This is a genomic window from Pseudoalteromonas sp. T1lg22 (assembly GCF_002964645.1).
Lineage (GTDB): Bacteria > Pseudomonadota > Gammaproteobacteria > Enterobacterales > Alteromonadaceae > Pseudoalteromonas.
Genome location: NZ_PQBY01000013.1, coordinates 220,107 through 239,476 on the forward strand (window position 1 = coordinate 220,107; position 19,370 = coordinate 239,476).

Sequence of the window (19,370 nt, forward strand, 5' to 3'; positions counted from 1 at the left end):
TTGAGATTGTAATCGCATACCCCGCAGTTCATATGCATACAGTAATGCAATAACTAACCATTTCGCTAGACGCCAATGCATTGTTCTAATCTGATTAGGTAAAATCGGAACGTTCCTATTTATTATTGCGCCACCACACTATGAATACGTATTCACAACCAGGCACAAAAAAGCCGACAAGCGGCTAATCTTGTCGGCCTTTGATATCGCAGCGGCATTCACTATAGTGCGCCGCAAGGAGCTAAAAAGTTAACTGTCGATTCTCTTGCGCCACTGACCGAGTAGTTTCGGCAGGCTCATGGCGTACCAGGCGATAAACACATAACAGACCAAAGGCACGTAGAAGCTGGTTTGCAGGCCTATGGTATCGGCCATATAACCTTGCAGTAGGGGCACCAAAGCACCGCCGACTATGGCCAGACACAACCAACCCGAGCCACGGCTGGTCAAGGAGCTCAGTGAGTCGATAGCCAGGGTAAAGATGGTCGGGAACATAATTGAGTTAAACAAACCAATGGCCAGAACAGACCACATGGCCAATTTGCCGCTGCTGTTAATACTGATCACCAATAACAAAATGGTGGCGCAGGCGTTAAATAGCAGCGCCTTATTGGCGGCCACTTTTTGCAATACCGCCGAGCCGATAAAGCGCCCGACCATGGCACCGCCCCAGTAATAGGCTAACAGGTGCGCCGCATCATGCTCTTCCAATCCGGCAATATGGGCTTCACCAAAATAGTTCACCAGGAAGCTGCCAATGGCTACCTCACCACCGACATAACAAAAAATGGCCAGTACACCGAATACCAGGTGTGGCGCCTCGGTCAATGAATGCTCCTTGGCTTTGCAGTCATGCTCTTCGCTGTGTGATTCGATACTAGGTAACTTAAGCACCGCAAAGACCACAGCAATAGTTAACAATGCAGCGGCCAGCATAAGGTAAGGCACCTTAACACTGTCGGCGGTGGCGGCTTCAGCAGCCAGTGCGGCACTGCCACCAAAGAGTAAAAACTTACCAACGATAGGGCCGACCGTAGTACCAAGCGAGTTCAATGCTTGTGCCAGGTTTAAACGACTGGGTGCGGTTTTCGCCGGACCTAAGGCGGCAACATAAGGATTCGCAGAAACCTGCAAAATGGTCACACCCGAGGCCAACACAAATAAGGCGCCTAAGAACAACCAGTACTCATGCACCGCCACCGCAGGGTAAAACAGCAAGCAGCCGGTTGAGGCTATTAACAAACCACTGACCACGCCATTTTTATAGCCAAAACGCTTTACCAGATAGCCGGCAGGCAAAGACATAATAAAATAGGCACCAAAGAAGCAAAACTGGATCAGCATGGCTTCCGTATAGCTGAGATCGAACACAGCTTTTAGGCGCGGAATAAGAAGGTCATTTAAAACCGTAATAAAACCCCATAGGAAAAACAGGGTGGTCATGGCTGCAAGCGGCAAGGTGTAATTACTGTTTTTTTCTGCCGTTGCAACGTAAGCCTGATTGTTGTTTATCTCACTCACGAATCATTCTCCGTCTACTTGTTGATTTTGATTCTACACAGCAATTTAACAAGGTCACAAAAAAATAACTGGAACGTTCCATTTTAAAAATACAGGACTTGCATCCTGTATAAACCTAAAGCCTAACCGAGCGCAAATTTGCTACAGGCTAAAAAACACGCAATTACAGCTATGCCACCTATACTTGAAAGCGTTTCTTTGCACCGATGCAAAAAACGCAACAGGAGACATAAGATGAACAGATATGCCTTATTATTAAGCGCCATGCTTACCTTTGCCGCCAGCAATGTGCAGGCTGAGCTCGAAGTCTATAAAGATTACGACCTAGGCACATCGATTCTTGAGGTCACCACAGTCAAAGTGGATCCCAATATGGGCGATCTTTACTTAGAAGGGCTGCGTGACACCTGGGTCAAAGCAGTAAAAATGCAAAAAGAGCTTGGATACATTAAAGATTGGAAAATTTATGCCAGTGATTTACCCATCAGTGGCGATTTCAATTTAGTGTTGGTGGTGTGGTTTGAAAATGCCGCCGACCTTGAACCAAACAAGGAAAAGTATCAGGCTTTTATGAAGAAATGGGGCGAGGAAAACCAAGAGAACTCTCGCAAAATTTCCAAAGAATACCCCAAAATCAGATCGCTGACCGGTCAATATCGCATGCGTGAAGTCATTATGAAGTAGGTTAGCATGTCTCGGAAGTGAAGGCCTGCTCCAGCAGGCCGCTTTTCTTTAGCAAAAGGCTTTGAACTCTGTGCCTTAATCGCAATCATAGGTGGGCCAATCGGCGATATGATCTTCAAATTCTTCCAAAGGCACATCCGAGTCTTTAACCGTTTTATTGCGCACGCTTATCCCCGCCGCATGCATTTTTGACTTTTTGCCCTTGTTTAACAGCGGGTGCCAACTGGCAAGCCCCCGTCCCTCTTGTAGGCGACGGTAGCTACAGCTTTTAGGCATAAAGAAGATGTCGGCAATATTGTCCTTGGTCAGCTTAACGCATGAAGGCACTAAGGTTTGACGCTGCTCGTACTGCGTACAGCTACAGGTTTTATTATCCAGATACTGGCAAACGATATTAGTGAAGATCAGCTCTTCGCCGGGACGCAATTGATCCGTGGGGCTAAAGTCATCTTCATCCTCACTGTCGATAAAGGTGTTCAGACAACACTTGCCACAACCATCACAAATGGCTTCCCATTCCTTGTCGCTCATTTGCGCCAGGGTTTTAGTCTGCCAAAATTTATCATCTACCATAAAAAACGCCCCAATTAATCGGGGCGTAGTATAACAAAGTCGACAGCCTTAGTTAATGGCCGGATAGCCGATACGATCCGATAAATAACCGACGCTGGTGGCGAAATAATATGAACGGTTCCAGTTCATCAGTGCCTTGTAATTGTCATAGGCCAGATACATGCGACCCTTGATGTCGTCGGGCATAACCAGAGCAGCGTTGATATCACGCTGTGGTAAATCCTTACCATCCATGCGTCTTAGACCTAACTCTTGCCACTGACTTAAAGAGCGCTCCGAGTCGGACCAGTGCTGCAGCCATTGTTTATGAGTGCGGGTACCACGCTGCAACACGGCTTGGGTATCGAAATTCGCTGGCAACTTTACTTGGCGACCCCAGGTCAGCTCGTCATTCCAGCCAACGCTCTTCAAGTAATTGGCAATAGAGGCAAAGGCATCTTCTTCGGTAGTCCAGATATCCTTGCGGCCATCTGCGTTATAATCCACCGCGTAGGCATTAAAGGAGGTTGGCATAAACTGGGTTTGCCCCATGGCACCGGCCCAGGAGCCCTTAAAGTGTTCCAGGTCGATATGCCCTTCTTTAAGGATATCGAGTGCCGCCCATAACTGGCTCTTATACAGGGCTTCACGACGGCCATCAAAGGCCAGAGTAACCAGGCTGGAAATCACCGGATGGCCACCCTGAATGCGACCGAAGTTACTCTCAAGACCCCATAAGGCAACGATAAAGCGCGCTTGTACACCGTATTCTGCGGCTATCTTTTCCAAGGTATCCTGGTGCTTTTTATAGAGCTCGCGGGCTCGGTCGATTTTCCACTGAGGTACACGCTTAGGTAAGTAAGTCTCTAAGGTTTCCTTCACCTCGGGCTGGTTTTTATCGGCGCTGATCACCTTGGGCTTAAACTTGATGGTGGCAAAGGCGGTATCAAGCAGCTCCTGGCTGTAACCCTTCTCCAGGGCTTCACCTTTTAACTTAGAAACATAAGCATCGAAGGCAGCTTGTTGCTCTTGGACACTTTTTATCTGCGAGTTTGCCAGAGTGGGATAGGATAGCGTCGCCGCCACCGCCAGGCTTAAGCCGGACAAGGTTGCGGGTTTGAAGGCGCTGGCTAAATACTTGCTGATTTTTTTAATCACTCTCTACTCCATTTTGTTTTCTTAGTTCGTCCAACATGTTTTCGGTTGGCGGGGGTAGCTGTAAATAAAACCCCTTCTCACTTAATTCATCCTTAACCTTAGCAATATCCGCCAAGGCTAGCTGTGTTTTTGTGGCCAGATTCAGCAAAATCACAAATTGCGGCTTGCCGAACATGTCCATAAGCGGCTGTGGAACAGCAGAAAAATCATCTCGTTTTGGCAAATAAAGGTAGGTATCTGGTTTTTTCTTACTCTTATATACTGCGCACAGCATGGTTAGGGCCTTTAAGTTGTTGCGAAACACACCTTGACACTATACCATGAGAGCTAAATCATGTGGTAAGTTTAGTGGCCAATGCTCAACACCAAGACCTAACCAAAGTCAGCCTCATAGCAAGTTTGTACCGACTTTTCTTGGTGATAATTAATAACAGGCCACACAAGTATGAGCGCTTATGTCGGAACAATTATTCGAATTAAAAGGGAACCTCTTCACGCTATCGGTGTTACGTCTGTTAACAGCTGATTTGGTTGCATTGAGCGAGCAGCTTGATGCCAAAATTTCCCAAGCACCAAAATTCTTCGCCGGTGCCCCTATTGTTGTTAATCTTGAAGCGCTTGATGGCGCCGAACTCGACTTTTCTCAACTGCACGCCCTGTTACTACGTTTAGCCTTTAATCCCGTAGGCGTGTGCAGCGGTACAGATGAGCAACATCAGCAGGCAAAAGCCGTTGGCTTTTCGGTACTTAATTACGCCAAAGACAACCAAGCGGCCAAAGCGCCAGCCAAAGCCTCGGTTGCGCCCGCAGTTACAGCGCCAGCAGCGCCGGAGCCCACCATGGTGGTTGAAGGCACGGTACGCTCCGGGCAACAGGTCTATGCCAAGGGCCGGGATCTTATCGTCCTTGGTGCGGTAAGCCACGGCGCCGAAGTCATCGCCGATGGTCATATTCATATTTACGGCACCTTGCGTGGTCGTGCCATAGCCGGCGCGCAGGGTGATAAAAACGCCACAATATTCTGTCAAAAGCTCGAGGCCGAACTGGTTTCCGTCAATGGCAGTTATTGGATCAGTGATTCACTGCAAGGTGAACTATGGGGGCAAGCCGCCTGCATTCGCCAACGCCAAGACTCACTTCATATATCAGCTTTGGTTAAAGGATAAAACTCATGGCAAAAATTATTGTCGTTACTTCTGGTAAAGGCGGCGTAGGCAAAACAACCTCTAGCGCTGCAATTGGTACTGGCCTAGCCCTTAAGGGCTTTAAAACCGCGATTATCGATTTCGATATCGGCCTGCGTAACCTGGATCTGATCATGGGCTGTGAGCGTCGAGTGGTTTATGACTTTGTCAACGTTATCAATGGCGAAGCCAATCTTAACCAGGCACTGATCAAGGACAAGCGTGTCGATAAGCTGTATATATTACCGGCGTCGCAGACCCGCGATAAAGATGCACTAACCAAAGAAGGCGTTGAAAAGGTCCTAAACGACTTAAAGAACGATTTCGATTTTATCGTGTGTGATTCGCCAGCGGGTATCGAAGCCGGTGCCATGATGGCCCTTTACTTCGCCGATGAAGCCATAGTTACCACCAACCCGGAAGTTTCTTCGGTACGTGACTCAGACCGCATCCTTGGTATCTTGCAAAGCAAGTCACGCCGCGCCGAAGAAGGCCTGGAGCCGGTTAAAGAGCACCTGCTACTGACCCGCTACAATCCAGAGCGTGTGCAGCGCGGTGAAATGCTGTCGGTAGAAGACGTTAACGACATTCTTGCTATCGACCTGCTCGGTGTTATTCCCGAGTCACAGGCGGTACTGAATGCATCAAACCAGGGTCAGCCTGTGGTACTGGATAACGAGTCTGATGCCGGCCAAGCTTATCTTGATGCCATTAACCGCTTGCTTGGCGAACAAGTTGAGTTCCGCTTTTTGGATGTAGAAAAACGCGGCCTGTTCAAACGGATTTTTGGAGGATAATGTGTCTTTACTCGATTATTTTCGTTCGCAAAAGAAAACCAGCGCCTCGATGGCGAAGGAGCGACTACAGATCATAGTCGCCCATGAACGTTCGCAGCGCGGTACACCGGATTACTTGCCACTACTAAAACAAGATATTCTTGATGTGATCCGCAAGTACGTGGCCATAGATGCCGATGCCGTACAGGTACAGCTGGAGCAAAATGAAGACGATTTAGCCGTATTAGAGCTAAACGTGACCCTACCCGACGAAGACAGATAATCGTTTTCGGGTGCAAAAAAAGGAAGCCAAAGTGCTTCCTTTTTTATTGCCCGACTGTGGCGGCTTTGGCTTATTCCGCGTCCTCGGCCGCTAATTGCGACTTATATGCCGCAAGGCGCTTTTGCAAATTATTCTGATGCCACAGCACCATGTTCTTGGATTTCTCGACCGCCGTTGTTTGCAGTGCTATGGCCTTGTTAATTTGCCCAAGCCTTTCATGGGCTGCAGCCAAGTCCGCGTAAGCATAGGCAGAATCCGGATACAAGGCTATCACCTTATGATAAATGGCCAGCGCTTCGGGCGCGTCATTCTCAAGCTTAGATTTGGCCAATGCTTTCAACGAGCTTTGCGCCGAGACATCAAAGCCATATTTGCGTTTAGACAAGTCTTGATAATGGGCAATAATGGCGTCAACGCCCTGCTGTGAAATGACCGAGTCTGGCGCCAGCGGAGTATGGTAATCGGCAAATAACAGCTCTATAGCTTCGACAAGAGTCACAATCGGGCGGCTCATATAATGGCGTTTATCGTCTAGATTGGCATGCCATTGGAGCTCGCTCGGCGCATAGTCAGTAAGCGCTTGAGCAAATGCCTTAGTACTATCAATGTGCGCCTGTTCATAGGTATGCTCGCCTATGGCCAAATACACAAAGCGCATTTTATCTTTAAGCTTAGGCAGCTGGGTTTTCGCGCTTGAGCTTACCGCCAAAAAGTCATCCGCTAAAGAGGGTGTCGCAATAATATACGCGTCGAACAACTGCGGGCGATTAAGCAACACATAGAGGCCAAATGCACCATTGCCCATAAAGCCACTAAAAATCCTAAAGTCATGAGTACGATAGTTTTTGTCTACCTGAGCCAATAAGTGAGATTCGAAAAACGTCAGTAACTCATGATCATCCGGGTCCTCAGCTGTTTTTTCAAATAAAGCGGCATATTCCTTGTGGTAGGTCGCAGGAGTTACCACTATGGTTTCCAGCCAGGGCCACTGCCCATTATGGCTCAGCCAATCCTGTATGCCACTGAGATGAGGCTGGCTACGAGGATGCGGGTCAAACAACACCAGGTAGCGCTTATCCGGCTCACTTGCATAACTGGCCGGCAAGGTAACATTAAACTGCATCGGCTCTTTAAAACCCGCATAGGCGACAGTGAGCTTTTCTATTGGCGTCAATGTGGTGACATCCAAGGCCCAGCTTTTAGCTGCCACAAACAGCAAAATGCTTACTAACAATAATCTAATCATCTGATACCCCTGCTCTTTATTATTTTTGACGTTTAAACATACAGACTAGAATTCACCTAGTCGAGTAATTAATCAACACAGAGCTTTAAACCGATGAGGCCCATCTTGTCTTTCAACGCTGGACAAGTTGCCCAATAGCGACAACACTAAATTAAAGGACCAATCTGGCTAGTGCGGTATTAGCCGATAGTAAACGCATGGAAAAAGGACATTTGGCTAAAACCTAATAAATTTACGTATACCGCTTTGATGAAACGAACTATCCCTAGTGTTGCTTTACTCGCTTTAGTTACCTTACCAGCGTTTGCCGATGATGATACCTCCTCGGTGAGCATAGGCGTTGCCAGTTGGGCAGTTTTTGATCAATTCGACATATTTGCTGTACATGCAGATTATGAACACAGGCCCTTGCAGGGTTTATGGGATCTGCAGCCCCGAGTACTGGTTATCTTGGCCGAGCATGATCAAAAGTATTACGGTATAGGCGCCGCTAAGGCCTTTAAAATCAATGATGATTGGAGTTGGGGCGTTGCCAGCCATGTGGGGTACGCCCATAATCTGGACTCGCTCGGCTATGACCTGGAGTTTTATAGTTATTTATTCACCAAGTATAAAATCACCCAAGAGCACAGAGTTCGCGCAGAAGTAGGCCATATTTCCAATGCTGGATTTGGTGAGACTAACCCGGGCTCAGAAAGCATAGTAATGAGCTACTCATATCACTTCTAAATAGCTTGTAGGTCGGGATTTTATCCCGACAAAAAATGCACCTATTGCCGATGAAAAACATAAATCTACAGAGCGTTAAGCTTGCTTAGCCAGATCTGCCCCTCACTGCCGCATAACCAAGCCACGGCGGCAAGATTCACCAGCACACAAAACCAATAGCCAAACAAAAACGAGCCTTTTTTAGACTTATGCCTGAATTTGTTTTGTGCCATAAAAGCACCGGGCCAACCGCCAAGTAAGGCAAATAGATGCAAGGTACTTTCCGGTGTGCGCCATTGATTGTTCTTGGCCTTGGCTTTATCACGACCATAAGCGATAAAGGCAACTAGGCTCAGAACCAGGTAAAGCGGGATAAACCACAGGGGTAACCTGCCCAGCACGATTGCAACAGCAATAAACAAACAGCCTATCGTTACTGTAATGGTGCCAATTGTCCTCGCTTGTCCAGGCTGCTTTGTTGCCTGACGTTTATGATCCGAAGCAAAACTGATATCCACCGCCTGGCCCCGTCCTTGCTTATCACGGGCGCCTTGGTAGACGATTAAATCGCCATTTTGCGGTCGTCGATTACGTTTTTTAAAGGCCTTGATATGTACAAATAAGCGCTCGCCGCCACCATTAGGCTGCACAAAACCAAAGCCTTTATCGTCATTCCATTGTTCAATCTTTCCCTGATACTTCATCTGCTCTGTTTCCCTACTTTTGTGCTCCAGGTATCCATTTTTCCAATGCTTCACTTAAGTATTCACTACGCCAAGGCTGCAAGATATCCGGCGCCATTAAAATTTGACGCTCATCGTCCGTCAGCTTCCAATTCCAGCTAATAAGCTGGTTGATTTGCTTTTTACTGGCAAAGACATCGGCGGGAATCTGAGTGGCTTTACTCACCGCGGTGATCTTTTGCTTAATCTCCTTGGCCGCCGGCTTATAGCCGCGATAGTCCATCAAACGCATCACCCGCGGCGGCAGTTGCTCGTCGCTAAGTTCCTTGGCGCGCTCAATACAGGCCAGCATTTCCCGGCCCGAGCGATTCACTTCCATGGCATCCACGCCTGGAATATTGCGCATGCTGTTAAAGAGCTGGGACGACGTTTGGCAATTTCCACCATGTTTGCTTCTTTGACGATAAAATTCAGCGCCAGGTTCTTACGCTGGGCTTTTTCTCGTCGCCACATGGCCAGCTCACGCAGTGCCGCCAAATCCCTTGGCGATAATTGCCAGGCACCCTTCACGTCGCGGTACAAAAGATCATCAGGGGTAGAAAAGGCGCGCTTTTGAGAAATTAATTGTGACTCGGCTATAACAATATCGAACCAGCCCTTGGCATTGATCTCTTCAACTATTTGCTCGAAACAAGGCAGCAAGTGGGCAACATCGGCGGCGGCATAAGTCAGTTGGCTTTCGCGCAACGGCCTTTGCAGCCAGTTGGTGCGCGACTCGCTTTTGTCAATTTCAATCCCCAGGCGCGCATTGACCATGGCGGCAAAACCCATGCAGTTGCCTGAGCCTAAAAGCTGCAGGGCAAATTGGGTATCGAATAAGGGGGTGGGCACAAAGCCGGCAAAGTTTTGGAATACTTCGATATCTTCCGAAGGCGAGTGCAAGACCTTTAACACCTCGGGCTTTTGTAATAATGCCCACAAGGCACTGAGGTCTAGCTCCGCCAGTGGGTCGATCAACGCCAGATGCTGACCGTCAAACACCTGTAAAAGTGCTATTTCTGGGTACAGTGTACGCCTGCGCATAAACTCGGTGTCTACGGCGAGCACCTTAGCCTTGCTGATTGCGCCGACAAAAGTGTCCAACGCCCCTTGCTCAGTAATTAACTGATATTCCACCTGTACTCCTTAAAAAACAAACCGGCTATTTGCCGGTTTGTTCATCGCTATTTTTGTTCGTCTTTTAATGCGCGTCGCAGTATTTTCCCGACGTTGGTCTTTGGCAATTCATCACGGAATTCAACCAACTTGGGTACCTTATAATTAGTCAGGTTATCACGACAATGCTTTATTATATCTTTTTCCGTTAAAGACGGATCTTTTTTAACGACAAATACTTTAACTTGTTCACCGCTGACCTCGTGGGGCACGCCCACTGCAGCCACTTCCAGCACGCCTTCGTGATCGGCGATCACTTCTTCAATTTCATTCGGGAAGACGTTAAAACCGGAAACCAGGATCATATCTTTTTTACGGTCAACGATATAGAAGAAGCCTTCGTCATCGTAAGTAGCGATATCACCGGTGGCAAACCAACCATCCTTTAAACACTCGGCGGTGGCATCGGGACGATTATAATAGCCCTTCATTACCTGCGGGCCTTTCACCCAGAGTTCACCGGGCTCGCCCTTAGGCGCTTCTTCGCCATTATCCAACATCAACTTGATGTCGGTGCTAGGAGCAGGCAGGCCAATTGAGCCATTGTAGGCTTCAAGGTCGTAAGGACTGACGGTCACTAAAGGCGAACATTCGGTTAACCCATAACCTTCCACCAGGCGGGTGCCTGTCACTTTCTGCCAGCGCTCTGCCACCGGGCGTTGCACCGCCATGCCGCCACCTAAGGACATTTTTAGGCTTGAGAAATCGATATCGGCAAAACCATCTGTGTTAAGCAGACCATTGAACAGGGTATTTACCCCGGTCACCACGGTAAACTTGTTGCTTTTCAGCTCCTTTACAAAGCCCTTCATATCACGCGGGTTGGTGATCAACAGGTTCATACCACCGTACTTCATAAAGGTCAGGCAGTTCGCCGTTAGCGCAAAGATGTGATACAGCGGCAAGGCGGTAACCACGATTTCTTTACCGCGCTCTAAAATATTATCCAAACAGCCGGATACCTGCTCCAGGTTGCCCACCATGTTGCCATGGGTCAGCATCGCCCCTTTTGACACACCGGTTGTACCACCCGTGTATTGCAAAAAAGCCAGATCATCCAAGGTCACATGCGGGCGTTGATAAGTAGCCGCATTGCCCTTTTTCATCACCTCGGTGAAAGCAATGGTGTTTTTAAGCTGATAAGCCGGCACCATCTTCTTGATATATTTGACCACAAAGTTAATCAGATGCTTTTTCAGACCGCCGACCATATCACCCACTTCGGTGACGATCACATGCTTAACCTGAGTATGCGCAATGGCTTTTTCCAGGGTATGGGCAAAGTTGGCAAGAATGAAAATGGCGTCCGCCTCTGAGTCATTCAACTGATGCTCAAGCTCGCGCGCAGTATAAAGCGGGTTAACGTTGACCACTACACAGCCGGCGCGTAATACGCCAAGAATACTCACAGGTGTTTGCAGCAGGTTGGGCATCATCACCGCGACTTTAGAGCCGGGTTTAAGACCTAGGTCGTTATTAATGTATGAGGCAACCTTCTTGGTCGCTTCATCAAGCTGCTGATAGCTCAGCGCCACACCCATGTTTTTAAATGCGGGTAGGTGGGCAAAATCATTAAAACTTTTTTCAAATAGTGTCAGTAAAGAGTCGTAATGAGCGGGGTCTATGGTTTCTGGACAACCCTTTGGATAACGCTTAAGCCAGATTTTCTCCACACTAGGCTCCTATTAATTTGTTCTTATAATGGTTTATCTTAGAAGTCATGAGTCTCGGCGTGATCAGGCACGACGCCAAACTGATTGTGCGTCTAGCCTCCCTCTTATGGAGTGACTTATCGCACTACTAACCTTAATCTAAGTTGTAATTTTTAACAATTGAGCAAAAGCTCTAATTTTTGCGATATTCCCATAATTACGGCAAAGTTACAATTATCTTGCGCCATTTTGACGCAAGTGTGCACCAATAAGCTGCGCGCACTCAGAGGCGCTCTGCATATGACAATGGTGGCCGCCAGCTACTACTTTAGCACTTAACTGACTGTAATGATGAGCAAATTTATGCTCATTTTGGTGCACCATAGAATAGCCTGCGGTGCCTTTAATAAGCAGAGTCGGTACCTCTATAATATCGAGCAGAGCATGGGCCTGAGCCTCACTGTAGCGAAAAGCGGAATAATGCTTAATACGCGGGTCGGTGCGCAGCCGCACTCCCCCTTTGGGGCCTGGCTCCATATTACGGGCCATCAACTCATTGCCTACCGACTCATCAAAATCGCTTATTGCCAGGCGTCGGGCTATTAAGTCAGCGGCACTTGGGTATTCACGTATCTTTTCGCCCCGAGCCCGTTGTGCTAAGGCGCGTATTAGCAGAGCCTTGGCCTCTTCGGGCTCGGCATACACCAGGCCGATACCTTCAATCAGGGTCAAGCTACTGATGTGCTCTCCAAAGCAGGCCGCATATAAAGAAGCCACCATGGCACCTAAAGAATGGCCGACAAGATGCACCCTTCGTGCCTGACACTGACTTATTACCTGATGTAAATCATCCACATAATCAATAAAGTAATAGTGTGCCTGAGGGTGGCGCCACTGGGATAAACCATGCCCGGCCCAGTCAAAGGCATAAAATGGCAGGTTCAAAGATAACGCCCGCATCAAGGGTACAAAACTGCCGCTGTTATCCTGCCAGCCATGACAGGCGATCACTACATCGTCCTGATGCAAGCCCATGGCCTGTTGGCTATTGCTCAGGCCGCACAGGGTCAGAGCGCGGGTATTTATTGAAAATGTATGCAAAACAGCTCCATTTCACCGCAAGGCGGTTTATTTTCATAATCTAGGGTATAGAATGGCGGCAACTGACAATAGGACTTTGACATGAAACCAACATTTTCTTTGGCTGCCCTTTCCTTCGCCAGCTTTTTTGCCAGCGCCGATGCGCCAACACCGAAAAATATAATATACATGATTGGCGATGGCATGGGACCTGCCTACACCACAGCTTACCGCTACTATCAGGACGACCCAAGCACAGCCGCTGTTGAGGCCACCGTCTTTGATTCTATGCTCACAGGTATGGCACACACCTACCCGGATGATGACACTGTGGTGACCGACTCTGCCGCCGCGGCCACCGCCTTGGCCACGGCAACCAAGACGTATAACGGTGCGGTTTCCGTAGACGCCCAAAAGCAAAAATTAAAAACCATGCTCGAAATCGCCAAGGAAAAAGGCATGACCACGGCTTTGGTGGTGACATCGCAAATAAACCACGCGACGCCCGCCAGTTTCACCGCTCATAATGAAGCCAGATACAATTATGACGCCATAGCCAACGACTATATCGATAATAAAATCAACGGCAAACTACCGGTAGATCTTATGCTCGGCGGCGGCACCCAGTACTTTATCCGTGAAGACAGAAACTTAGTCAATGAGTTTATCGCCGCCGGTTATCAGTACAGCGACAGCTTTGCCCAACTAGAGCAAATCGAACAGGTACCGGCCCTGGGTCTGTATGCCGCCAAAGGTCTGCCCTTTGCCCTTGATAGTGACCCGCTACGTTTATCTAAGATGGCTCATAAGGCCCTGTCTTTGTTAGAGCAAAACGAGCAGCCATTTTTTATGATGATCGAAGGCAGTCAAATCGACTGGTGCGGCCATGCCAATGATATCGCCTGTACCATGGCGGAAATGCACGACTTCGCCGAAGCCATCAAGGTCGCCAAGGACTTTATAGCTAAAAACCCAGATACCTTATTAGTGGTTACTGCCGATCACTCCACCGGTGGTTTAACCATAGGAGCTAAGGGTCAGCGTAAATGGCAGGCGGATGTGATTAAGGGCGTACAAGCCACCGCCGAGGTGATCGCCGAGCGCCTCATGACCAGCGACAATATGCAGGAGCAATGGCAGGCCGACACAGGCATGGCCTACACCAAAGATCATGAGGTGTTACTCACTCACGCTAAACAAGTGGATGAAGAGGCACTGGTGTTGACGGTGAAAAAACTGATCAACGAGGCCAGCTTCACCGGTTGGACAACCTCAGACCATACCGGCGTAGATGTGCAGGTGTTTGCTCATGGTGTGGGTCGCGAGCAATTTAACGGCTCACAAAATAATGTTGATATCGCCACAAAGTTAATATCATTTATTAACAAACAATAACAATGTTGATATCTATGTAATATTGGGTTACTGTTGAACTTGCTTGTTAACATAGTTTAACAACCCTACTGAAAACTGAAGACTCAAAAGCCGCTCATAGAGCGGCTTTTTTACTTTCGGTGGCAGGTAAATCCTGTTTGATTGGCACAGGAGTCGCTGAACCCTGCTCGGCAAACTTAAGTATTGCCTGCTCCAACGTCAGTGGGCGATCAAAGTAATAGCCCTGTAACTGCTTGACCGGTAAAGGGGTAATAAAATTGGCATGGAAGTCTGTCTCTATGCCCTCGGCCACTACCTCAAAACCCAGCTTATGACACAATTGCGTCAGGCTTTGATAAAGAATAATGGCCGGATCATTCTCATCAGTGGGTAACAGGCTACGATCGAACTTAATGGTGTCGACATTGAGTTTACTGAGCAAACTCAAACAGGAGTAGCCGGTGCCAAAATCATCCACTGCGCAGCGGATCCCCTCGCTACGCAATTTCGCCACTATCTCCTGGGTGCGGCTAAAATCATCTACATAGGAAGACTCCAATATCTCCACTTCCACTTGTTCGGGAAACTTGCTGAAAGCGCGGATCACCCGCTTGTAGCGACGATAGATCAGGTTGCGCGGAGAAATATTAAAGCTGATTTTAGGCGCCAACTGGTAGCGATGAAATTGCTGCAGATCCAGCTCCAATTGGTCAATCACAAAGCTGTCGACCACATCCATCATTTGAAAACGATCCAGCACCTCGATAAACCAGGGGCTGATAATGGTGCCATCGCTTTGTTTATGGCGCAGCAGCGCCTCAAAGCCAAGGACGCGCTTGCTTCGCTTACAGATTTTGGGCTGATAATACAGGCATAAGGCACCCTCTTTCAGGGTTTCTATGACCTCGGTCAGGCGCTTTTGCTCGGCAAATTTTTCGCTGTCTCGTTTAGCAAAATGAGTCTCCGCCTGGCGCTCCAGTTGACGCCCGGCACTTACCCTTTTAACCAACATATCCAGTTGTCGACCACTGACATTGTGCTCTCTATTGGCTTTTACAAAGGGCAGATAGATTAACGTGCTTAACGCAATCAGCAGCGCCTGCCAAAGTACCCCAGTTATGCTGCCGGTAGCCAAATAGCCACTCATAAACACAGGTGTAAACCAGGGAATATCCGCCCCGGCAACCAGAGGCAACCAGCCCTGGCCGATCATTAGGTTACTCAGCAGGGCATTAACCAAGGGCACCAGGATAAAGGGCACAACAAAATAGGGGTTTAACACTAAAGGCAAGGCGTAAACCAGGATCTCGCTAAGGTTAAACAGCGCCAGCGGCGAGCCGAGCCTAGCAATACTGGCTTCATGAGTACCCCGCCCCTGCATTAGGCAGGCAATCAGCAAACCCCAGATACAACCGGAGCCACCGAGCAAGACAAAGGCATTGAGATAACTTTGCCCGTCCATAGCAAAGCTCAACATATAGTCGCTCATCTGCGGCGCTGCCATAATCTGATAGGCATGGTCGCCATGAATGCCAAATAACCATAGCACATGAGCGCTCAACAGCTGCATGGTGAGCTTTTCATTGCCGCTCCACTGACTCTGCAGCTCGTTGAGCTGACTCAGTGCCGAGCCAAGCATGGAATCAACCATGGGGAACAGCATAAAGGTGGCAAGCACCACCAGAATATAGGGAAACATTAAATTCAGGTGCTTGACCAAAAACAAGCTGATATTGCCAACGGGCATAATACGCAACCAGCGCGCACGCAAAATGGCACGCATGGTATAGCAACAAAAAATGGGCATTACTATGGTGTAGAACACACCGGCACGATTGTTAATCCCTATGCTGCCATCATCGAGCACATAAATATAACCTGTGGCCAGGGTAAAACAGGTAAGCACCAAAATAGGCACGGCTATGCTGTTTAGCTTGAGGTTTTTGGCCAGGTAATAACTAAAGGAAAGCAAGGTGGTCAGGGGAAACAAGGTCCAGACCAAGACATTAAACGTGCTCAAAAATGCATAGCGAGCGCCCAGGTCTTCATAATTCAACCAGTGCGTAACCAGGGTTACCAAAGCTGCCATCACAAAAAATGGGATCAGGGCAATATACCCCTCTCGCAAGGATAGAATGACCGTATTGGCGGCTAGTTTGGCTGCTCCACGGGTAAACACGGCAAATACGCGTTGGTGCACAATAGTACTAACTTATTATTATTTTTTATTTGTTCTTAAAGTAACCCTTTATGGTGATATTGTCCACATATTAACAATGTATTATCACAATTCGCGAAATGTAAATATGCTTAAGTGATAACCGTTGCCATCGGTGAAAAGCTGATGTTTTGAACTTACATGCACAGAGGGTCCAGGGCTTGTACTTCTGCACGGCCTTGTTAGAAGACATATTCAGGGTAAGGAACAATGGCGACGCTGTTACGCGCCCCGCTTTATTGGTGCACAAGAATGCGCGCACCTGGGGTTGAAGCTGATGCGCACTTGGTGAAGCTTGGCTGATACGGCAAATGATCTGTGTTGGTTTATGACAAAAACCAGGTTTTAACAGTGATCAAGAGCCCCAGCGCAATAATTATTCTCGACCCGGTAACTTCTTCCAGGTTACTGTGTCGCGTACATACACTGGCTGCGCCGACGCCGCATCGGCGACATTGCCCTTGGCGAATTCACTCGCCAACAGAGGCAACATATAGCGGCTATCGGGCAAGGTGATCTCCTTATCCACTTCAACCTGGCTCAAACTTCCGGCCAGATCAGTATAGGTTTGCCACCCCGTACCCACGGCCACTGCAGCGCTAAATGGGCTGGTCACGGCAGCAGGTTCTAGCACCTGTTGTTCACCAACTAACTGAGCTAAACCATCTTTTTCCTCATAGGCACCAAGATATACCTCACCCATGCGCGCATCTATGGCCGCCAATACTGTGCTGGCACCACGCTCGCTAATTGCCTGCTGCGCCATCATAGCCAGCGATGAAACACCTATCACCGGAGTCTTGGTAGCAAAAGCCAAACCTTGGGCAACAGAGACGCTGATACGAACCCCGGTAAAACTGCCCGGACCCTGACAATAACCAATCACATCCACATCCTGAATATCGCAATTTGCCTGTTTGAGCAGCGCGTCGATTTCATCGAGAATACGCTGACTGTGCTGCTGCGGGCACACTTCAAAAAAGTGATAGAGTTTATCCTGATGCAATAAGGCAAGCGATAAGGCTTCGGTCGAGGCGTCAAGGGCTAGGATGGTTTGGCTCATAGTTACTCTATAGTTTGTAAAAAGGCGGTCACTTGATTCATGTCGCGACAACGACGCATATTGGGCAGGCTTTGTAAAAACACCTGGCCATAGTCTCGGGTCACAACGCGGTTGTCACATAATACTAAAACACCACGATCTTGGCTATCGCGGATCAAACGGCCAACCCCTTGTTTTAGGGCGATCACCGCCCGTGGTAATTGAATTTGCGCAAAGGGATCGCCGCCACCACGTTCGCATTCCTGCATACGTGCCTGCAACAGGGGATCATCCGGGGCAATAAAGGGCAGCTTATCGATCACCACACAGCTAAGGGCACTGCCGCGCACATCCACCCCTTCCCAAAAAGAGGCGGTGCCCATTAATACCGCATTACCATGGCGGGTAAAACGTTCCAGCAACAAACGCTTCGACATCTGCCCTTGAACAAAAACAGGATACTCCATTTGCTGGCATAACACCTCGGCAACCATGTACATCACCCGGTACGAGGTAAACAACAAGAAGCAACGGCCCTTGGCCGCCTTAATCACCTGCTGGCAAATTCCCACCAAGGCACGCGGCATTTCCGGGGAATTGGCAGGTGGTAAATAGCGAGGCAAACAAAACAGCGCCTGTTGCTGATAATCAAAAGGACTGGCCAACATCAACTGATGCGATGGCGACAAGCCCAGGGCATCGCTAAAATGGGTCAAATTATTGTTGACCGACAGGGTTGCCGAAGTAAATACAAAACCGGCCTCGCGCTCGGCCAGCATGGCTTTAAACTTGGCGGCAATATTTAAAGGCGTGATATGAATACTGACATGGCGGCGGCTGGCCTCATACCAGTAGCTATAACCGCTGGGGGCAACATCGAACACCCGTTCGAATTGTGCTATCAGGCTCATCAATCGCTCTAACAAGGGCTCCACCAGCTCACTGCGCTCCAGACCAAGCTTAAGCACCTGGTTTAAAAACTGCAGATCTTTACTGACTCTGTGCACCGCATCACACAAGGACTTGTTGCTCAAAGCCTGCCGCCAGTCGCCGCGTCCGCCGTCATGGGGTAATTGCAGGCGCAAGTCCAGGGTTGCCGCTTCAAGCTTATCCAGGGTTTTACCCAATTGCAGCATATCCCGTAATTCGGTGCGATAGAGCATGCGGGCGTCGGTGATAAAGGCAAACACCTTTTTCGTTGATACACTTTCGCCAAAATAATCGCTGGCGATATCCGCCAATTGATGGGCTTCATCGAAGATATAACCATCGGCGCCGGGCAATAATTCGGCAAAGCCGCTTTCTTTGACCGCCATATCGGCAAAAAACAGGTGATGGTTAATGACCACAATATCCGCCTCGGCGGCACGCAGGCGGGCTTTGCGAATAAAGCAGGCATCGAAGTCCGGACATTCCTTGCCCAGACAATTATCTGCGGTGGAAGTAACATAGGGCAGCACCTTGGCATCGTCTTCTATGCCCGGGCAGTCGGCAATATCGCCGCTGCGGGTTTCCCCGGCAAACTTAGCCACCATGGCCAGTTGATGCATAATGTCAGTGTCATCGCTGGGCACATGAGCGACATGCTGGTTCAAACGATAATGACACACATAGTTGCTGCGCCCCTTAAGCAGGGCTTTTTTCTTGGCACTGCCAAGGGCCTTGTAGACCGTGGGTAAATCGCGGTGATAAAGCTGCTCTTGCAGCGCCTTGGAGCCGGTGGAAATGATGTATTTGCCCTTGTTGGTCAGCGCCGGGAGTAAATAAGCAAAGGTTTTGCCTGTGCCTGTTTCCGCCTCAACCACCACCTGCTCAGCATTTTTAAGCGCCGAGTCACACACTCTAGCCATATCAATTTGCGCCTGGCGGGGACGATAGCCCTTAAAGGCCAGCGCCAAGGGGCCTGTGGGTGAAAAAAGCTGCTCTATGCTCATAGTGGGATTAAATTAAAGGCGCCAGCAAAGACAAAATAGGCGCCGATCATAGCCGAAAAT

17 protein-coding genes and 1 pseudogene are annotated in these 19,370 nt (G+C 48.7%); 6 read left to right on the plus strand and 12 right to left on the minus strand.

Annotation, left to right across the window (positions count from 1 at the left end; all coding sequences use genetic code 11):
* Positions 1-249: 249 nt before the first annotated feature.
* Positions 250-1,521, minus strand: coding sequence for a sugar MFS transporter (locus C2M24_RS08010; protein ID WP_105214038.1), 1,272 nt, complete (start codon positions 1,519-1,521; stop codon positions 250-252).
* Between the two features lie 234 nt (positions 1,522-1,755).
* Between C2M24_RS08010 and C2M24_RS08015 the strand changes: the two genes are divergently transcribed.
* The gene (locus C2M24_RS08015; RefSeq protein WP_105214040.1) at positions 1,756-2,205 is read left to right on the plus strand and encodes a hypothetical protein; all 450 of its coding nucleotides are present in this window, start codon (positions 1,756-1,758) and stop codon (positions 2,203-2,205) included.
* Positions 2,206-2,280: 75 nt separating this feature from the next.
* Here C2M24_RS08015 and C2M24_RS08020 read toward each other — a convergent pair whose 3' ends face one another.
* From C2M24_RS08020 to C2M24_RS08030, 3 genes are all read right to left on the minus strand, one after another.
* The gene (locus tag C2M24_RS08020; RefSeq protein WP_105201374.1) at positions 2,281-2,778 is read right to left on the minus strand and encodes a YcgN family cysteine cluster protein; all 498 of its coding nucleotides are present in this window, start codon (positions 2,776-2,778) and stop codon (positions 2,281-2,283) included.
* 48 nt (positions 2,779-2,826) lie between these two features.
* Complete coding sequence (locus tag C2M24_RS08025) at positions 2,827-3,816, minus strand: lytic murein transglycosylase (RefSeq protein WP_233999532.1); 990 nt, start codon at positions 3,814-3,816, stop codon at positions 2,827-2,829.
* Positions 3,817-3,907: 91 nt separating this feature from the next.
* The gene (locus tag C2M24_RS08030; protein ID WP_105214042.1) at positions 3,908-4,189 is read right to left on the minus strand and encodes a YcgL domain-containing protein; all 282 of its coding nucleotides are present in this window, start codon (positions 4,187-4,189) and stop codon (positions 3,908-3,910) included.
* A gap of 181 nt (positions 4,190-4,370) precedes the next feature.
* On the opposite strand from C2M24_RS08030, the gene minC reads away from it, so the two are divergent.
* Genes minC through minE form a run of 3 tightly spaced genes read left to right on the plus strand, consistent with a single transcriptional unit; the run spans position 4,371 to position 6,158 of the window.
* Entirely contained in the window at positions 4,371-5,081 is a 711-nt protein-coding gene (minC, locus tag C2M24_RS08035) for a septum site-determining protein MinC (RefSeq protein ID WP_105214044.1), read from the plus strand.
* A 5-nt stretch (positions 5,082-5,086) separates the two neighbouring features.
* A complete protein-coding gene (gene minD, locus C2M24_RS08040) occupies positions 5,087-5,896 on the plus strand; it encodes a septum site-determining protein MinD (protein ID WP_105201377.1) in 810 nt (269 codons plus the stop codon).
* A 1-nt stretch (position 5,897) separates the two neighbouring features.
* Positions 5,898-6,158, plus strand: coding sequence for a cell division topological specificity factor MinE (gene minE / locus C2M24_RS08045; protein ID WP_105201378.1), 261 nt, complete (start codon positions 5,898-5,900; stop codon positions 6,156-6,158).
* A 70-nt stretch (positions 6,159-6,228) separates the two neighbouring features.
* Here minE and C2M24_RS08050 read toward each other — a convergent pair whose 3' ends face one another.
* Positions 6,229-7,404, minus strand: a complete 1,176-nt coding sequence (locus tag C2M24_RS08050; protein ID WP_158683727.1) for a tetratricopeptide repeat protein — start codon at positions 7,402-7,404, stop codon at positions 6,229-6,231.
* A 249-nt stretch (positions 7,405-7,653) separates the two neighbouring features.
* Between C2M24_RS08050 and C2M24_RS08055 the strand changes: the two genes are divergently transcribed.
* On the plus strand, positions 7,654-8,133 hold the full coding sequence (locus C2M24_RS08055; RefSeq protein WP_105201380.1) for an acyloxyacyl hydrolase: 480 nt from the start codon (positions 7,654-7,656) through the stop codon (positions 8,131-8,133).
* A 65-nt stretch (positions 8,134-8,198) separates the two neighbouring features.
* Here the strand turns inward: C2M24_RS08055 and C2M24_RS08060 are convergent, their stop codons facing one another.
* From C2M24_RS08060 to C2M24_RS08075, 4 genes and pseudogenes are all read right to left on the minus strand, one after another.
* Entirely contained in the window at positions 8,199-8,816 is a 618-nt protein-coding gene (locus C2M24_RS08060) for a DUF1294 domain-containing protein (RefSeq protein ID WP_105214046.1), read from the minus strand.
* A 13-nt stretch (positions 8,817-8,829) separates the two neighbouring features.
* Positions 8,830-9,971: pseudogene (gene rnd / locus C2M24_RS08065) on the minus strand (ribonuclease D).
* A gap of 47 nt (positions 9,972-10,018) precedes the next feature.
* The gene (gene fadD / locus C2M24_RS08070; protein ID WP_105201383.1) at positions 10,019-11,683 is read right to left on the minus strand and encodes a long-chain-fatty-acid--CoA ligase FadD; all 1,665 of its coding nucleotides are present in this window, start codon (positions 11,681-11,683) and stop codon (positions 10,019-10,021) included.
* Between the two features lie 213 nt (positions 11,684-11,896).
* Positions 11,897-12,763 carry an alpha/beta fold hydrolase gene (locus C2M24_RS08075; RefSeq protein ID WP_158683728.1) on the minus strand — a complete coding sequence of 289 codons (867 nt, stop codon included), beginning with the start codon at positions 12,761-12,763 and terminating at the stop codon, positions 11,897-11,899.
* Positions 12,764-12,844: 81 nt separating this feature from the next.
* Here C2M24_RS08075 and C2M24_RS08080 point away from each other — a divergent pair, with 81 nt between their 5' ends.
* Entirely contained in the window at positions 12,845-14,137 is a 1,293-nt protein-coding gene (locus C2M24_RS08080) for an alkaline phosphatase (protein WP_105214060.1), read from the plus strand.
* Between the two features lie 94 nt (positions 14,138-14,231).
* On the opposite strand, the gene C2M24_RS08085 is transcribed toward C2M24_RS08080, so the two are convergent.
* The 3 genes from C2M24_RS08085 to C2M24_RS08095 form a co-directional block, all read right to left on the minus strand.
* Positions 14,232-16,316 (minus strand): EAL domain-containing protein, encoded by a 2,085-nt coding sequence (locus tag C2M24_RS08085; RefSeq protein WP_233999522.1) that lies wholly within the window; start codon positions 16,314-16,316, stop codon positions 14,232-14,234.
* A gap of 394 nt (positions 16,317-16,710) precedes the next feature.
* Positions 16,711-17,397 carry a tRNA (adenosine(37)-N6)-threonylcarbamoyltransferase complex dimerization subunit type 1 TsaB gene (gene tsaB, locus C2M24_RS08090; RefSeq protein WP_105214062.1) on the minus strand — a complete coding sequence of 229 codons (687 nt, stop codon included), beginning with the start codon at positions 17,395-17,397 and terminating at the stop codon, positions 16,711-16,713.
* A 2-nt stretch (positions 17,398-17,399) separates the two neighbouring features.
* Positions 17,400-19,310 carry an ATP-dependent DNA helicase gene (locus C2M24_RS08095; protein ID WP_105201389.1) on the minus strand — a complete coding sequence of 637 codons (1,911 nt, stop codon included), beginning with the start codon at positions 19,308-19,310 and terminating at the stop codon, positions 17,400-17,402.
* Positions 19,311-19,370: the final 60 nt, after the last annotated feature.

Excerpts from the sequence above, each read along its gene's own strand:
- C2M24_RS08015 (WP_105214040.1), top strand. The coding sequence starts at position 1,756 with ATGAACAGATATGCCTTATTATTAAGCGCCATGCTTACCTTTGCCGCC.
- C2M24_RS08020 (WP_105201374.1), bottom strand. The coding sequence starts at position 2,778 with ATGGTAGATGATAAATTTTGGCAGACTAAAACCCTGGCGCAAATGAGC.
- C2M24_RS08030 (WP_105214042.1), bottom strand. The coding sequence starts at position 4,189 with ATGCTGTGCGCAGTATATAAGAGTAAGAAAAAACCAGATACCTACCTT.
- minC (WP_105214044.1), top strand. The coding sequence starts at position 4,371 with ATGTCGGAACAATTATTCGAATTAAAAGGGAACCTCTTCACGCTATCG.
- minD (WP_105201377.1), top strand. The coding sequence starts at position 5,087 with ATGGCAAAAATTATTGTCGTTACTTCTGGTAAAGGCGGCGTAGGCAAA.
- C2M24_RS08050 (WP_158683727.1), bottom strand. The coding sequence starts at position 7,404 with ATGATTAGATTATTGTTAGTAAGCATTTTGCTGTTTGTGGCAGCTAAA.
- C2M24_RS08055 (WP_105201380.1), top strand. The coding sequence starts at position 7,654 with ATGAAACGAACTATCCCTAGTGTTGCTTTACTCGCTTTAGTTACCTTA.
- C2M24_RS08060 (WP_105214046.1), bottom strand. The coding sequence starts at position 8,816 with ATGAAGTATCAGGGAAAGATTGAACAATGGAATGACGATAAAGGCTTT.
- C2M24_RS08080 (WP_105214060.1), top strand. The coding sequence starts at position 12,845 with ATGAAACCAACATTTTCTTTGGCTGCCCTTTCCTTCGCCAGCTTTTTT.
- tsaB (WP_105214062.1), bottom strand. The coding sequence starts at position 17,397 with ATGAGCCAAACCATCCTAGCCCTTGACGCCTCGACCGAAGCCTTATCG.
- C2M24_RS08095 (WP_105201389.1), bottom strand. The coding sequence starts at position 19,310 with ATGAGCATAGAGCAGCTTTTTTCACCCACAGGCCCCTTGGCGCTGGCC.